16 protein-coding genes and 1 pseudogene are annotated in these 16,226 nt (G+C 39.5%); 12 read left to right on the forward strand and 5 right to left on the reverse strand.

Annotated features, from left to right (window positions below):
* A complete protein-coding gene (locus tag OVN23_RS07105; RefSeq protein ID WP_001240982.1) occupies positions 1-2,919 on the forward strand; it encodes a Tn3 family transposase in 2,919 nt (972 codons plus the stop codon).
* 73 nt (positions 2,920-2,992) lie between these two features.
* Here OVN23_RS07105 and OVN23_RS07110 read toward each other — a convergent pair.
* Positions 2,993-3,214 (reverse strand): annotated as a pseudogene (locus tag OVN23_RS07110) (helix-turn-helix domain-containing protein); the annotation flags it as partial.
* 503 nt (positions 3,215-3,717) lie between these two features.
* Here OVN23_RS07110 and OVN23_RS07115 point away from each other — a divergent pair.
* Together OVN23_RS07115 and OVN23_RS07120 are read left to right on the forward strand one after the other, a co-directional pair.
* Positions 3,718-4,140 (forward strand): sigma-70 family RNA polymerase sigma factor, encoded by a 423-nt coding sequence (locus OVN23_RS07115; RefSeq protein WP_000804885.1) that lies wholly within the window; start codon positions 3,718-3,720, stop codon positions 4,138-4,140.
* A complete protein-coding gene (locus OVN23_RS07120; RefSeq protein WP_000857133.1) occupies positions 4,137-4,367 on the forward strand; it encodes a helix-turn-helix domain-containing protein in 231 nt (76 codons plus the stop codon). The genes OVN23_RS07115 and OVN23_RS07120 overlap by 4 nt, the downstream gene beginning before the upstream one ends.
* A gap of 225 nt (positions 4,368-4,592) precedes the next feature.
* Here OVN23_RS07120 and OVN23_RS07125 read toward each other — a convergent pair whose 3' ends face one another.
* Positions 4,593-4,844, reverse strand: coding sequence for a hypothetical protein (locus OVN23_RS07125; protein ID WP_001845478.1), 252 nt, complete (start codon positions 4,842-4,844; stop codon positions 4,593-4,595).
* Here OVN23_RS07125 and OVN23_RS07130 point away from each other — a divergent pair.
* The 3 genes from OVN23_RS07130 to OVN23_RS07140 all read left to right on the forward strand — a co-directional run bounded on the left by OVN23_RS07130 (position 4,828) and on the right by OVN23_RS07140 (position 7,020).
* Positions 4,828-5,031, forward strand: a complete 204-nt coding sequence (locus OVN23_RS07130; RefSeq protein ID WP_000814511.1) for an excisionase — start codon at positions 4,828-4,830, stop codon at positions 5,029-5,031. The two genes, OVN23_RS07125 and OVN23_RS07130, sit on opposite strands and share 17 nt — an antisense overlap.
* Positions 5,032-5,112: 81 nt before the next feature.
* Positions 5,113-6,330: a tyrosine-type recombinase/integrase gene (locus OVN23_RS07135; protein ID WP_001291561.1), complete on the forward strand. Its 1,218-nt coding sequence runs from the start codon at positions 5,113-5,115 to the stop codon at positions 6,328-6,330.
* Between the two features lie 276 nt (positions 6,331-6,606).
* A complete protein-coding gene (locus OVN23_RS07140; protein WP_078465556.1) occupies positions 6,607-7,020 on the forward strand; it encodes a hypothetical protein in 414 nt (137 codons plus the stop codon).
* A gap of 38 nt (positions 7,021-7,058) precedes the next feature.
* Here OVN23_RS07140 and dtd read toward each other — a convergent pair whose 3' ends face one another.
* Positions 7,059-7,502, reverse strand: a complete 444-nt coding sequence (dtd, locus tag OVN23_RS07145; RefSeq protein ID WP_173219879.1) for a D-aminoacyl-tRNA deacylase — start codon at positions 7,500-7,502, stop codon at positions 7,059-7,061.
* Positions 7,503-7,531: 29 nt separating this feature from the next.
* Entirely contained in the window at positions 7,532-9,754 is a 2,223-nt protein-coding gene (locus OVN23_RS07150) for a RelA/SpoT family protein (RefSeq protein WP_173219876.1), read from the reverse strand.
* 279 nt (positions 9,755-10,033) lie between these two features.
* On the opposite strand from OVN23_RS07150, the gene OVN23_RS07155 reads away from it, so the two are divergent.
* The 3 genes from OVN23_RS07155 (at position 10,034) to OVN23_RS07165 (ending at position 11,415) form a co-directional block, all read left to right on the forward strand.
* Positions 10,034-10,348: a hypothetical protein gene (locus OVN23_RS07155; protein ID WP_016397434.1), complete on the forward strand. Its 315-nt coding sequence runs from the start codon at positions 10,034-10,036 to the stop codon at positions 10,346-10,348.
* 86 nt (positions 10,349-10,434) lie between these two features.
* Positions 10,435-10,662 (forward strand): hypothetical protein, encoded by a 228-nt coding sequence (locus OVN23_RS07160; protein ID WP_319946286.1) that lies wholly within the window; start codon positions 10,435-10,437, stop codon positions 10,660-10,662.
* 123 nt (positions 10,663-10,785) lie between these two features.
* On the forward strand, positions 10,786-11,415 hold the full coding sequence (locus tag OVN23_RS07165) for an MBL fold metallo-hydrolase (protein WP_267240882.1): 630 nt from the start codon (positions 10,786-10,788) through the stop codon (positions 11,413-11,415).
* Positions 11,416-11,543: 128 nt separating this feature from the next.
* On the opposite strand, the gene pepO is transcribed toward OVN23_RS07165, so the two are convergent.
* On the reverse strand, positions 11,544-13,436 hold the full coding sequence (gene pepO / locus OVN23_RS07170) for an endopeptidase PepO (protein ID WP_267240883.1): 1,893 nt from the start codon (positions 13,434-13,436) through the stop codon (positions 11,544-11,546).
* A 177-nt stretch (positions 13,437-13,613) separates the two neighbouring features.
* On the opposite strand from pepO, the gene OVN23_RS07175 reads away from it, so the two are divergent.
* From OVN23_RS07175 to psaA, 3 genes are read left to right on the forward strand one after another with little or no spacing between them, the layout of a single operon-like run.
* Complete coding sequence (locus OVN23_RS07175; protein WP_172930282.1) at positions 13,614-14,336, forward strand: metal ABC transporter ATP-binding protein; 723 nt, start codon at positions 13,614-13,616, stop codon at positions 14,334-14,336.
* A complete protein-coding gene (locus OVN23_RS07180; protein ID WP_004263061.1) occupies positions 14,333-15,181 on the forward strand; it encodes a metal ABC transporter permease in 849 nt (282 codons plus the stop codon). The genes OVN23_RS07175 and OVN23_RS07180 overlap by 4 nt, the downstream gene beginning before the upstream one ends.
* 31 nt (positions 15,182-15,212) lie before the next feature.
* Positions 15,213-16,142, forward strand: coding sequence for a metal ABC transporter substrate-binding lipoprotein/adhesin PsaA (psaA, locus tag OVN23_RS07185; RefSeq protein ID WP_055387639.1), 930 nt, complete (start codon positions 15,213-15,215; stop codon positions 16,140-16,142).
* Positions 16,143-16,226 lie beyond the last annotated feature (84 nt).

A 16,226-nucleotide genomic window follows, 5' to 3' on the forward strand; every position in this document is an offset into this window, starting at 1 on the left:
ATGGCTATGAAAAGAATTTTAACTACTTCACAGCGTGAACAACTTCTTTCTGTAGACCACTTATCAGAAGAGGATTTTAAAGCGTATTTTAGTTTTTCTGATTATGATCTGGAGGTTATTAATCAACACCGTGGAAAGGTCAATAAACTAGGATTTGCGATACAACTTTGTTTGGCCCGGTATCCTGGGTGTTCTTTAAGTAATTGGCCGATTAAATCAACCAGACTAACTTCTTATGTGAGTCGACAGCTCCATCTTGATGCAATTGATTTAAATTCATATGATCATAGAAATACACGTGCAAATCACTTCAACGAGATCTTAGAAGTATTCAACTATCATCGATTCGGTAGTGCTAATACACAAAAACAGTTAATAGAATATTTAATTGAACTAGCTTTAGAAAATGATGACTCTATCTATCTAATGAAAAAAACAATTGATTTCTTAACTCGAAAAAGAATTATTTTTCCATCTATAGCTACACTTGAAGACATTATAAGCCGCTGTCGAGATAAAGCAGAAAACAACTTATTTTCAATATTACTCTGTTCATTAACAGATATACAAATTGAAAAACTAGAGAGTTTGTTTCAAATTTATGAAGAGACGAAAATAACTAAACTCGCTTGGCTAAAAGACATTCCAGGTAAGGCAAATCCAGAAAGCTTTATGAGTATTTGTAAAAAAGTGGAAGTGATTGCTTCCATGGGACTCGGGACAATTAATGTCTCCCATATTAATCGGAACAGGTTTCTTCAGCTAGCTAGACTAGGGGAAAATTATGATGCATATGACTTCTCCCGTTTTGAGCTTGAAAAAAGATACTCTTTACTTATTGCTTTTTTAGTCAATCATCATCAATATCTGATCGATCAACTGATTGAGATTAATGACCGCATTTTAGCAAGTATTAAACGCAAAGGGACACGTGATTCACAAGAACAGTTAAAAGAAAAAGGAAAATTGGCTACTAAAAAATTGGAACATTATGCTTCTTTAATTGATGCTCTTCACTTTGCAAAAGATAATGATAGTAATCCTTTTGACGAAATTGAACGAATCATGCCTTGGGAAGATTTAGTACAAGATGGAGAAGAAGCTAAAAAAATTACAGGTAATAAAAATCATGGCTATTTAGAAATGGTTCGAAATAAAGCTAATTACCTCCGAAGATACACGCCAATGTTATTGAGGACCCTTTCGTTCAAAGCAACTCCGGCAGCAAATCCAGTCCTCATGGCCCTAACTCAACTAACTGATTTACACAATAGTGGTAAAAGAAAAATACCGGCAGATACTTCTACTGATTTTGTGAGTAAAAAATGGAAAAGCCTTGTTCGGCCAGAAGAGGGGAAAATAGATCGGTCTTACTATGAGTTAGTAGCTTTCACCGAGCTAAAGAACAATATTCGATCAGGAGATATTTCAGTTGAAGGAAGTATGATCCATCGAAATATTGATGATTACTTAGTTGATTTATCTGCTTGTATTGATTCAGAAACTATTCCAGACACGTTTGAGGACTATTTAAAGGATCGGGAAATAATTTTAGATTTACAGCTTCAATTTTATTCGACAGTTGATAAGAGAATTTCAAGAGCAAACCTTAAAAAGTTGGAAAAAGTTACACCTAGCGAAGCAGAAATATATAGAAAAAAACTTTATTCAATAATTCCTAAGATAAGGCTTAGTGATCTTTTAATTGAGGTGGACAGTTGGACCAACTTTTCACAAGAATTTAGTCATGATTCTACAGGGAAACCGCCGAGTGAACAAGAAAGAAAAATTATTTTTGCTGCTTTGCTGGGTTTAGGGATGAATATTGGTCTTGAAAAAATGGCCCAATCAACTCCTGGAATTTCTTATTCTCAGTTAGCCAATGCCAAACAATGGCGCTTTTATAAAGAAGCTCTGACTCGTGCTCAATCTGTTTTGGTTAATTATCAGTTAAAGCTTCCTGTTGCAGACTTTTGGGGTGAAGGAAAAACCACTGCTTCAGACGGAATGCGCGTCCCAGTGGGCGTCTCAGCTCTAAAATCCGATGTTAATCCACATTACAAAAGTATGGAAAAAGGAGCTACAATGATTCGATCAATAAATGATAGGCATACGACTCATCATATCGAGGTTGCTTCAACTAATACAAGGGAAGCTACTCATACCCTTGATGGCCTACTTTATCATGAAACAGATCTAGATATTGAGGAACATTTTACTGATACAAATGGGTATTCTGATCAGGTGTTTGGAATGACCGCATTACTAGGCTTTGATTTTGAACCTCGCATCAGAAATATAAAAAAATCACAATTATTTTCTATCAAATCACCTTCCTACTACCCTAACTTATCAGAAGATATAAGCGGAAAAATCAATGTAAAAATTATTGAAGAAAACTATGATGAAATTAAACGAATCGCCTATTCGATTCAAACAGGAAAAGTATCTAGTTCTTTACTATTAGGAAAGCTAGGCTCATACGCACGTAAGAATAGAGTAGCTCTTGCACTGAGAGAACTAGGTCGCATTGAAAAGAGCATTTTTATGATAGATTATATTACAGATAGTGAGCTACGGCGAAGGATCACTCATGGACTAAATAAGACAGAAGCGATTAATGCTTTAGCTAGAGAACTATTTTTTGGGCGACGCGGAAAATTTATGGAGCGCGATATTCGCCGACAACTTCAAAGTGCTAGTGCGCTTAATGTGTTAATAAATGCAATAAGTATATGGAACGCCGTCTACTTACAAGCAGCTTATAATTATCTCGTCAAAATAGATCCCGAAGTAACTAAGTATATGAAGCATGTATCTCCTATTAATTGGGAGCATATCACTTTTCTTGGAGAGTATAAATTTGACTTGTTATCTATTCCTAAACACTTAAGAGAATTGAATATAAAAAATAAATAGGCCTTGAAACATTGGTTTAGTGGGAATTTGTACCCCTTATCGATACAAATTCCCACTAAGCGCTCGGGACCCCAGGTAAGAAAAATTCATCAACGGAAACATGAAGTAACGATACAAGGTCATAAAGAACTTGTATGCTGGGGTGTTGCCCTTTATTTTCAATATTAGTTAAGTACCGTGGGTCAATTTCAATCAATGCTCCCACTTGTTCACGAGTTAAACCTCGTTTCAATCGAGCTTCTTTAATGGCTAAACCAAAGGCTCTAAAATCATATTTATCTTCTTTTTTACGCATAGTAGACCACCTCTATACATTTTATTGTTCCTACTGAATTAAAAACAGGTATAGAAAAACGTGTTATATGGTTTATAGGTTTATATTTAATAAAAAGCACTACTAAACGCCAATAAAAAAACCGTTATATGGTAGTGCTATTTACGCTGTTAAAATATTGTATATTACTTCCAAATGGCGGTTTGTTGGAGGTCAACGTCGCCATGAAGTACATCATATACAATAAATTTCCTTACATTGGGTTCTTGTCAAAAAAAGTCGTCTATCTGCAATAGATAAGTACGTCCACCAATGTGGTTTTATAAATCATATAGATAGAATAACAGAAGCATGTAAACAGAGAAATAAATCTGTTTATATGCTTTTTTGGCTATTCAGAACTTTTTTACAAAGTTTATTTATCAGTAATGCAACAAATCCCCCTTTCACATTGGGACTAAGAGTGAAAGGAGATAAACGAGCAAGGCTCACTTCCTTTCCTAGACAGAAAGGGGGTGAGAAACATGAAACCATCTTCTTTTCAGACCACAATAGAAAATCAGTTTGACTATATCTGTAAACGTGCTATGGAAGACGAGCGAAAGAATTATATGCTTTATCTTTCAAGGATTGCAAAGCGTGAGGTGTCCTTTTCGGATGTTGGCGATTATCTTGTTAGCCAGTTTGCGACAACAGATAACTATTCAACTGACTTTCAGATTTTTACACTCAATGGGTTATCAGTAGGCGTTGAAAATGATTTGTTGAGTGAAGCATTACGTGAGTTGCCAGACAAGAAACGTGAAATTCTACTGCTGTTTTACTTTATGGACATGAGCGATTCAGAAATTGCAGACCTGTTGAAATTGAACCGTTCTACTGTCTATCGGCATAGAACCAGTGGACTAGCCTTAATTAAAAAGTTTATGGAGGAATTTGAAGAATGAAAACACAATATCCTATGATTCCCTTTCCTCTCATTGTAAAGGCAACAGATGGCGATACCGAAGCGATTAACCAGATTCTACATCATTACAGAGGGTACATAACGAAGCGTTCCCTACGACTTATGAAAGATGAATATGGCAATCAAAGTATGGTCGTTGATGAAGTCTTACGTGGAAGAATGGAAACCAGACTGATTACAAAGATTTTGTCATTTGAAATTAAGTAATATCCTCTCTCCTTTCGTGGAAGCGTGCTAAACCATTCCACGCTTCCCGAACAGGGAGGTTTGTTATTCCACCAAAGCATATTGAGCTTTCAATGTGTTTTGATAGGCTAACGAGCCATTGTTCTTTGAAAACTGAATAAAAGTAATCGAATACGTTTCGATAAGAAAAGAGCCAACGGAACTAACCGCCATGACCTATCTTATAAAGATAGCGAGCGATTCATGTTAGTGATCCGAGAAGCAATCTTTAGCAGGATTGCCTGCAACGACATTCTTATCGTGATAATGATACTCCCATACAGTCAATAGTCCGAGCGTGATAAAACCGTCGCAGGCAATGAGTATGGCTACATGAGAACCATGCAGGGGTGGAACTCCCGTGAGCTTTGCTAAAGCTGTTCGATTGCTGGTAAAACAACTTTTATGAAATCCAAATAAGTGATTTGGAAAGGAGGATTTTATGAAGCAGACTGACATTCCTATTTGGGAACGTTATACCCTAACCATTGAAGAAGCGTCAAAATATTTTCGTATTGGCGAAAACAAGCTACGACGCTTGGCAGAGGAAAATAAAAATGCAAATTGGCTGATTATGAATGGCAATCGTATTCAGATTAAACGAAAACAATTTGAAAAAATTATAGATACATTGGACGCAATCTAGCGTCGCCAAAGGGTCTTGTATATGATAAAATAGTATTAAGTCGTATCAAGGCTCTTTCCATAAAGGAAAGGAGCAAATGCCATGTCAGAAAAAAGACGTGACAATAAAGGTCGAATCTTAAAGACTGGAGAGAGCCAACGAAAAGACGGAAGATACTTATACAAATATATAGATTCATTTGGAGAACCGCAATTTGTTTACTCGTGGAAACTTGTGGCTACAGACCGAGTACCAGCAGGAAAGCGTGATTGTATCTCACTTAGAGAGAAAATCGCAGAGTTACAGAAAGACATTCATGATGGTATTGATGTTGTAGGAAAGAAAATGACACTCTGCCAGCTTTACGCAAAACAGAACGCTCAAAGACCAAAGGTTAGAAAAAACACTGAAACTGGACGCAAATATCTTATGGATATTTTGAAGAAAGACAAGTTAGGTGTAAGAAGTATTGACAGTATTAAGCCATCAGACGCTAAAGAATGGGCTATTAGAATGAGTGAAAATGGTTATGCTTATCAAACCATCAATAACTACAAACGTTCTTTAAAGGCTTCATTCTATATTGCTATACAAGATGATTGTGTTCGGAAGAATCCATTTGACTTTCAACTGAAAGCAGTTCTTGATGATGATACTGTCCCTAAGACCGTACTAACAGAAGAACAGGAAGAAAAACTGTTAGCCTTTGCAAAAGCTGATAAAACCTACAGCAAAAATTATGATGAAATTCTGATACTCTTAAAAACAGGTCTTCGTATTTCAGAGTTTGGTGGTTTGACACTTCCAGATTTAGATTTTGAGAATCGTCTTGTCAATATAGACCATCAGCTATTGAGAGATACTGAAATTGGGTACTACATTGAAACACCAAAGACCAAAAGTGGCGAACGTCAAGTTCCTATGGTTGAAGAAGCCTATCAAGCATTTAAGCGAGTGTTAGCGAATCGAAAGAATGATAAGCGTGTTGAGATTGATGGATATAGTGATTTCCTCTTTCTTAATAGAAAGAACTATCCAAAAGTGGCAAGTGATTACAACGGCATGATGAAAGGTCTTGTTAAGAAATACAATAAGTATAACGAGGATAAATTGCCACACATCACTCCACATAGTTTGCGACATACATTCTGTACCAACTATGCAAATGCAGGAATGAATCCAAAGGCATTACAGTACATTATGGGACATGCTAATATAGCCATGACGCTGAACTATTACGCACATGCAACATTCGATTCTGCAATGGCAGAAATGAAACGCTTGAATAAAGAGAAGCAACAGGAGCGTCTTGTTGCTTAGTAGTACAAATGAATTTACTACTTATTTACCACTTCTGACAGTTAAGACATGAGGAAATATGCAAAGAAACGTGAAGTATCTTCCTACAGTAAAAATACTCGAAAGCACATAGAATAAGGCTTTACGAGCATTTAAGAAAATATAAAAAGATAATTAGAAATTTATACTTTGTTTCAAAGAAAAAAGATAGTAAACGCTTTCGCACTCCAACTAAATATTGTATAATAATTATATTCAATATTACGTCACTAACAGATGAAAAAAGGAGGTTTTAGCATGAAAAAAATCATCTTCATCAAAACCATTGAGCTCCTTGCCATCGATGGAATTATGCTGGCATTTTTGACATTTAAAGAGGGGCTCACTTGGGATTGGATTTTAATTTATAGTGGTTGGCTCATTTTCTTTCACCCTGTGCTATTGGCCTATCTTTCAAACCAGCTTTGTGACCACTTTAGTCACCTCTATTCCCAGATTAGACCAAAATTCTGGCATTTTGCCTTACAAATCCTTCTATGGGATAGCCTGATGATTCTCTCCTTGATATGTTTGAGTGGTGTGCCACTTCTCCTTCAGGGAACTCTCCTAATCCTAGGACATCTCATCTCTTCCTATCGCATAAGCCAAAGACTGAAAAGAGACTTCCCAAAAGCCTATCAAGAAACGATTTCATTTTGGAGTATTTTATGATAGATGAGAAAAACCAAGCCGACTGGGCTTGGTCTTTCTTATCTATTTTTAGTATCTAGGATAATGGTAACTGGTCCGTCATTGACCAGCTCAACTTGCATATCCGCTCCAAAGATACCTGTCTGAACGGGTACTTCTTGCGCTAATTTTTGATTGAAAGCGTCATAGAAGTCTGATGCCATATCAGGCTTGGCTGCACCTGTAAAGGCTGGACGATTGCCTTTCTTAGTATCCGCAAAGAGGGTAAACTGAGAAATAGAAAGGAGTTCTCCTTCAATATCTTTGACAGACAGGTTCATCTTGCCTTCTGCGTCTGAAAAAATCCGCATGTTGACAAGCTTTCTCACAGCATAGTCCAAATCTTCCTCTTGGTCCTCTGGTCCTACACCAACCAGCAATAAGAGCCCCTGATTGATTTTCCCCTGAATCTGACCTTCGATACTCACTTGGGCTTTTGTAACCCGTTGGATAATGATTTTCATAATAGCCTTTCTAGTAAGAGCTCGGGCAATTAACCGTTAGTCCGTTTGACAGAGTAGACTTCTGGCACACTCTTAATCTTGTCCACAACCGTGGTCAATGTAGAGAGGTTGGCAATGCCAAAGGACACATGGATATTGGCAAACTTCATATCCTTAGTTGGTTGGGCGTTGACTGTTGATATATTCTTGGTTGTGTTTGAAAGAACTTGCAGTACATCGTTCAACAGTCCTGTACGGTTGAGACCGTAAATATCAATATGGGCCATATACTCCTTATTTGAGTTTGAGTACTGGTCTTCCCATTCCACATCAAGGAGACGTTGCTCGTAGTTTTCTTGGGCACGCAGGTTCATACAGTCCACACGGTGAATAGCCACACCACGGCCCTTGGTAATATAGCCGACAATATCGTCACCAGGAACAGGATTACAACACTTGGCAATCCGCACTAGGAGACCTGAGGCACCTTCAATGACCACACCACCCTCATGCTTGACCTTGAGGGTTTCTTTGTTTTCAACCTTGACTTCGCCACCCTTGACAAGTTCTTCTGCCTCCGCCTTGGCCTTGGCACGTTCTTCCTCACGACGTTCCTTTTCAGTCAGACGGTTAAAGACAGTAATAGCTCCAATTTCTCCAAAACCAATAGCCGCAAAGAGGGATTCTTCTGTCTTGTAGCTGGTCTTTTGTAGAACTTGGTCCATGTGGCGCTTGTCCATGAATTTATTTGCCACATAGCCGTTTTCTTGGAACTGGGCCATCAACATCTCACGACCCTTGTTGACTGACAGTTCCTTATCTTGGTTTTTAAAGAACTGACGAATCTTGTTACGCGCCTTGCTGGTCTTGACCATATTGAGCCAGTCACGGCTAGGACCAAATGAATTCGGGTTGGTGACAATTTCAACCTGATCCCCAGTTTTTAACTTGGTTGTCAGAGGAACCATACGACCATTGACCTTGGCACCAGTCGCTTTTTCACCAACCTTGGTATGGATTTCATAGGCAAAGTCAATCGGTCCTGAATCTTTGGGAAGAGAACGGACAGCTCCATCTGGGGTAAAGACGTAAATCTCCTCAGCCAGATAGTTTTCCTTGACAGAGTCCACAAATTCCTTGGCATCATCAGCCTGGTCTTGGAGCTCCATCATCTCCTTGATCCAGTTCATCCCAATAGCAGATTCCTTGCTGTTAACCTGCCCCTTAACGCCTTTCTTATAAGCCCAGTGAGCCGCAACCCCGTACTCAGCCACCTCGTGCATGGCCTTGGTCCGAATTTGGAACTCAATCGGTCCTTTTGGCCCATAAACTGTCGTATGGATAGACTGGTAACCATTGGCCTTGCGGTTAGCGATATAGTCTTTGAAACGACCAGGCATCGGTTTCCAAAGTTCATGCACATAACCCAACATGGCGTAAACATCACTTTGGGTGTCTAAAATACAACGAATGGCAATCAGGTCATAGATTTCCTCAAACCGTTTTCTCTTGTCCTGCATTTTGCGGAAAATCGAGTAAATATGCTTGGGACGACCGTAAATCTTCCCTTTTAGGTGACGATCTGTCGTATATTCCTCTAATTTTGTGACCACCTCATCCACCAAGGCTTCACGCTCCCTGCGCTTTTCCTTCATCATATGGGTAATCTTGTAAAACTCCGTTGGATTGAGATAACGGAAAGACAGGTCTTCCAATTCCCATTTGACACTGGAAATCCCCAGACGGTGGGCAAGTGGGGCATAGATTTCCATGGTTTCTTTGGAAATGCGCTCCTGCTTGTCTTTTCGAAGGTGCTTTAGGGTCCGCATATTGTGCAAACGGTCAGACAGTTTAACCAAGATAACACGGATGTCCTCAGACATGGCCATGAGCATCTTACGATGATTTTCCGCTAATTGCTCCTCGATTGATTTGTACTCGACCTTACCAAGCTTGGTAACCCCATCTACGATTACCCGCACATCAGGACCAAACTCTCTTTCCAAATCGTCCAAGGTCGCATCTGTATCCTCCACCACATCGTGCAAGAAACCACAAGCTACCGTTACAGCATCTAGCTTGAGTTTGGCTAAAATACCTGCCACTTGGATAGGGTGAATGATATAAGGCTCGCCTGATTTGCGATACTGACCACTGTGGCAATCCACCGCATAGACCAAGGCCTTATGGACAAAATGGACATCCTCTTCTGTTAAATATTCTTTGGTTAAAGCGACAACTTCTTCGCCTGTTAAATTCACTTCTTTTGGCATCTCTACTCTCCAATTCTTCCTACCATTTTATCACTTTTTTAAGAATATGAAAACTAGATTGGAACAGAATAGGAAAAAAATATTTCAGAATTGCTTGACAATTCTGAAATATTTTTTTATAATACATTGTACAGTTAGATTTTCTATTTAGGTGATAGAAGGAGAGATAGAAGAACGGAAACCATATTGTAACCTAAATATAATTTAACTCCCTATCCTTATCACCTTTTCATTCAAGTCAATATAGTTGAATGACGTCGTTTTACAAAGGAGTATTCTATGAAAAAAACTGTACTAACACTATTAGGAGCTACTGCTCTATCTATTACCGTTCCAATCACTGCTGCTGAAACTAGTACAACAAATAACTTTGAAGGTCCTCGTTATGAGCGTATATATTCTCATCGTTATAGTAAAACAGTAACAAAATACTATAACGATGATGGTTACATCCCACCAACTATCTACTATTCAGAATATAATGATAGTTTCCATTCAACCTTCAAAGGAACACTTGAAATAGACAGTGTACGAAGATCAAACGGTGGGACTCGTGTCACATACACTGGTACCTTGACTGGATTTTGGAATTAAAAATCCTCAAGATGCTTTCTTTTATCCTTTAGTTTATAAGGAGAACGCCTATGAAAAAAACTGCTATTTCTATCTTTGCTCTCCTAGTGTTAGGAGTTTGCTGCCTGTTCCTATTCAGCCAGCAAAGCTATAAAAAAACAGTCGTTCAATACTATGCTAACGACCAGAACCTGCCCAATAGGATAACTTATAGTGAATATAATGATAAACGAGAAGCCAACTACGGTGGCACTCTAAACATCACATCTATCAAACAAGCTAATGACGGAGTTTATGCGACCTATGAAGGGCAATTGACACCTCTCCAATATTGATAAATTGATAACCAGCCTGTCTTCATCTAGTCATGCTGGTTTTTAAGTTCATTCTAAATCCTTACCTATTCGCCCCAACTGTGCTATACTTAATTTAGTACATTCTTTGAGATTGGAGCCAATATGAAAATCCATAAAACCGTGAATCCTGTTGCCTATGAAAACACCTATTACCTAGAAGGCGAAAATCACCTCATCGTTGTCGATCCTGGCAGCCATTGGGAAGCTATTCGTCAGACAATAGAGAAGATCAACAAACCGATCTGTGCTATTCTCTTGACCCACGCCCATTATGACCATATCATGAGTCTGGACTTGGTTCGTGAGACTTTTGGCAATCCTCCTGTCTATATCGCAGAGAGCGAAGCTAGCTGGCTCTATACTCCTGTCGATAATCTCTCTGGGCTTCCTCGCCACGATGATATGGCAGATGTGGTCGCAAAACCTGCAGAACACACTTTTATCTTTCACGAAGAATACCAACTGGAGGAATTTCGTTTCACTGTCTTGCCAACACCAGGTCACTCTATCGGCGGTGTTTCTATCGTCTTTCCTGATGCTCATTTGGTCTTGACAGGTGATGCCCTGTTCCGTGAAACAATCGGACGAACGGACCTTCCGACTGGTAGCATGGAGCAACTCCTCCATAGTATCAAAACCCAACTTTTGACCCTACCAAACTACGACGTCTATCCAGGGCATGGTCCAGCTACTACTATCGCTCACGAAAAAACTTTCAATCCTTTTTTCTAGTAAAATGATGACAATGTCTATCGCATTTTAAGTACACTATCCAGCAAATCTTTCTATTACAAAAGGCATCCAGCCAAGGTTTTCACACCTGATTGGATGCCTTTTTTCTGATAACTAGATTTTTTGCATTACCAAATAATCACGCGCTCCTCTGACGAACGCCACATACCATCTCCTTCTTTGACATCATAGGTTGTAAAGAAATCATCGAAGTTTGGTACTTGTACATTGACACGGAGTTTGGCTGGCGCGTGCACATCGACGCTAGCCAAGAGTTTCATAAATTCTGGACGACCTTTCATGCGCCAGATACGACCGAAGTTGTAGAAGAATTCTTCTGCCGAGAAGTCTGGTTCTCTCTTAGCTGCTTCAAGCGCCGCAGCGATTCCTCCCAAGTCAGCCACGTTTTCTGATACAGTCAATTTACCGTTGATAGTTGCTCCATAAGAATCCTGTCCATCAAACTGGTCAATGACTTTTTGTGTTTTCTCCTTGAAGGCAGCATAGTCGCTCTCTGTCCACCAATCCTTGAGGCTACCATTTTCATCAAAGGAAGCTCCGTTGGTATCAAAGGCGTGGGAAATTTCATGGGCAATAACTGCCCCAATACCACCGTAGTTAGCAGAAGATGACTGATGCAAGTCATAGAAAGGTGCTTGTAAAATAGCCGCTGGGAAGACAATCAGGTTCTTCTGTGGATTGTAGTAGGCATTGACCATATGAGCAGGCATGCCCCATTCCTTGTAGTCAACAGGTTGGTTCCACTTGCTCCAACTGTGTTTGATTTCCACACGCGCAAAGGCTAGAGCATTGTCAAAAAGGCTAGCATTTTCATCCACTACCTTATCCTTGTAGCGTTCTGGCAATTCTTCTGGGTAACCGATATAAGGCTTGATAACATTGAGTTTGACGATGGCCTTGTCACGAGTTTCAGGAGTCAGCCAGTCATTTTTAGCCAAGCGTTCCTTATAGACATCAATCATAGTTGCCACTTTTTTCTCCACATCCGCCTTGGCTTCTGGGGAGAATTTTTCATGGGCATACCAGAGACCCAAGGCTTGTTTGAAAGGACCTTGTGCTAGCTGGTAGGCTGCCTTGACCTTGTCTTTGGCTTCTGGAACTCCTGAAAGCGCACGGCTATAAGCACCTGACAAGACACGGATTTCTTCTGTTAAATAGCTGGTTGAAAGATTCACAACACTTAAAATTAAGGTTGCCTTGAGGAGAGGCCATGTCTCTTCACTATAGAATTGATCTGCTGCTTGCCAGAAACGTTCTTCGTCTACGATAACCTTGTCTGGCACTTGTCCAAGAACGGCTTGGAAAAAGTCATCCAAAGGTAGGGCAGGCGCAAATTTCTTGAAATCTTCATATGAGTATGGATGGTAGAGTTTAGCATACTCTGAACTTTCTTCATTAGAAAGCACTACTGACGCCACTCGACGGTCCAATTCTAGTCTTTTCTCTAACAAGTCTTCAATTTCTACATCAGAGAAATCATAAGCCTTGAGGAGATTTGCGCTGCTTTCTTTCCAAAGAGTCAAGAGTTCCTCACGTTGAGGATGGTCTTCTGCATAGTAGGTCGTATCTGGTAGGATCGTGCTTGGAGCGCTAGCCCATAGAACATTGATTCTGGCATCCATAAAGTCTGGCGATACACCAAAAGGAAGGAAATTAGGTTTGCCAGCAAGCTCAAACTCTGCTAGTCTAGCTGTAAAATCTGCAAAAGTCTCCAATTCTTGGAATTCTTTAAGGAGTGGTAAGACAGGTGTGATACCGTCAGCTTCTCTCTTATCAAAATCACGAACTAGGCGGTGGTATTTGACAAAGTTTGCCAAGATAGCATCCTCAGGCACCTCTTCACCTGCCAACCACTTGTCTGTTGTCGCCAACATCAAGTCTTCAATTTCCTGGTCTAAATCAACAAAACCTCCCGTTTGAGACTTATCTGCTGGAATTTCAGCTGTCTGTTGCCATTCCCCATTGATAGCATCATAAAAATCATCTTGATAACGTGTCATCTTGTTCTCGCTTTCATTTGTACTTGCTTTTAGCTTAACAAAAATTGCTTGAGAATGCAATTAAAAATGAACGGATGTTTCCCATCATTTTTCAGTTATTATTTTAATTTTTTCAAAAATTAACTTGACTTAATTTTTTTTTTAATGTATATTAATAAACAGGAGGTATACAAGTGTATGATACGTATCGAAAACCTAAGTGTCTCTTATAAAGAAACGTTGGCACTTAAGGATATTTCACTGGTGCTCCAAGGACCAACAATTACCGGTATCATTGGTCCAAACGGCGCTGGGAAATCAACACTATTAAAAGGGATGCTGGGAATTATCCCACATCAAGGTCAGGCATTTCTCGATGACAAGGAAGTTAAAAAATCCTTACACCGAATTGCCTATGTCGAACAAAAAATCAATATCGACTACAACTTTCCCATCAAGGTCAAGGAATGCGTCTCGCTAGGACTCTTTCCTTCTATCCCTCTCTTTCGCAGTTTAAAGGCTAAACATTGGAAGAAAGTGAAAGAAGCCCTTGAAATCGTCGGTCTAGCTGACTACGCTGAACGGCAAATCAGTCAACTGTCTGGAGGTCAATTCCAGCGGGTCTTGATTGCCAGATGTTTGGTACAGGAAGCCGATTATATCCTCTTGGATGAACCCTTTGTTGGGATTGACTCTGTCAGTGAGGAAATCATCATGAATACGCTGAGAGATCTGAAAAAAGCTGGGAAGACGGTTCTCATCGTCCACCACGACCTCAGCAAGGTTCCCCACTACTTCGATCAAGTCTTGCTTGTCAATCGAGAAGTGATTGCCTTTGGTCCAACCAAAGAAACCTTTACCGAAACCAATCTCAAAGAAGCTTACGGTAATCGACTCTTTTTCAATGGAGGTGACCTATGATTGCAGAATTTATCGATGGATTGCAAAAATTCCATTTCCTACAAAATGCCTTGATAACAGCTATTGTCGTCGGGATTGTAGCTGGAGCTGTAGGATGTTTCATCATTCTACGCGGGATGTCACTCATGGGAGATGCCATTTCACATGCTGTCTTACCAGGTGTAGCCCTCTCCTTCATCTTGGGCCTTGACTTCTTTATCGGAGCCATTGTCTTTGGACTGCTAGCTGCCATCATCATTACCTACATCAAGGGAAACTCGATTATCAAAAGCGATACCGCCATCGGCATTACCTTTTCTTCTTTCTTAGCCCTCGGTATCATCTTGATTAGTGTCGCTAAAAGTTCAACTGACCTTTTCCATATCCTTTTTGGTAATATCCTAGCCGTCCAAGATACGGATATGTTTATTACTATGGGTGTTGGGGCAGTCATTCTCTTGTTAATCTGGATTTTCTTCAAGCAACTCTTGATAACTTCCTTTGATGAACTCTTGGCTAAAGCCATGGGAATGCCTGTCAATTTCTATCACTACCTTCTCATGGTACTCTTGACTCTCGTGTCTGTGACAGCCATGCAAAGTGTCGGAACTATCCTGATTGTAGCCATGCTGATTACCCCAGCTGCAACTGCTTATCTGTATGCTAATAGCCTGAAAAGCATGATTTTCCTTTCCTCAACCTTTGGAGCTACTGCTTCAGTTTTGGGGCTCTTTATCGGCTATAGCTTTAACGTTGCGGCAGGTTCTAGTATCGTGCTTACAGCCGCTAGTTTCTTTCTCATTAGCTTCTTTATCGCTCCCAAACAACGATATTTGAAACTAAAAAATAAACATTTGTTAAAATAAGGGGCAAAGCCCTAATAAATTGGAGGATCTAATGAAAAAATTAGGTACATTACTCGTTCTCTTTCTTTCCGTCATTGCTCTTGTAGCATGTGCTAGCGGAAAAAAAGATGCAGCTTCTGGTCAAAAACTAAAAGTTGTTGCTACAAACTCAATCATCGCTGATATTACTAAAAATATTGCTGGTGACAAGATTGATCTTCATAGTATCGTTCCGATTGGTCAAGACCCACACGAATACGAACCACTTCCTGAAGATGTTAAGAAAACTTCTGAGGCAGACCTCATTTTCTATAACGGTATCAACCTTGAAACAGGTGGCAATGCTTGGTTTACCAAATTGGTAGAAAATGCCAAGAAAACTGAAAACAAAGACTACTTTGCAGTCAGTGAAGGTGTTGAAGTCATCTACCTTGAAGGAAAAAATGAAAAAGGTAAAGAAGACCCACACGCTTGGCTCAACCTTGAAAATGGGATTATCTTTGCTAAAAATATCGCCAAACAATTGAGTGCTAAAGATCCTAACAACAAGGAATTCTATGAAAAAAATCTCAAAGAATATACTGATAAGTTAGACAAACTTGATAAAGAAAGTAAGGATAAATTTAATAACATCCCTGCTGAAAAGAAACTCATTGTAACCAGCGAAGGAGCATTCAAATACTTCTCTAAAGCCTATGGTGTCCCAAGTGCTTACATCTGGGAAATCAACACTGAAGAAGAAGGAACACCTGAACAAATCAAGACCTTGGTTGAAAAACTTCGCCAAACAAAAGTTCCTTCACTCTTTGTAGAATCAAGTGTGGATGACCGTCCAATGAAGACTGTTTCACAAGACACAAACATCCCAATCTACGCTCAAATCTTTACTGACTCTATCGCAGAACAAGGTAAAGAAGGCGACAGCTACTACAACATGATGAAATACAACCTTGACAAGATTGCTGAAGGATTGGCAAAATAATCTAGATGTTAGTTTATCTATTACTAGGTTCTTGTCTCTCTTTACATTACTTCTAATATTAGCTTTGTTAGTTCTATCTCTAGC

Source organism: Streptococcus sp. Marseille-Q6488 (genome assembly GCF_946902925.1).
GTDB lineage: Bacteria > Bacillota > Bacilli > Lactobacillales > Streptococcaceae > Streptococcus.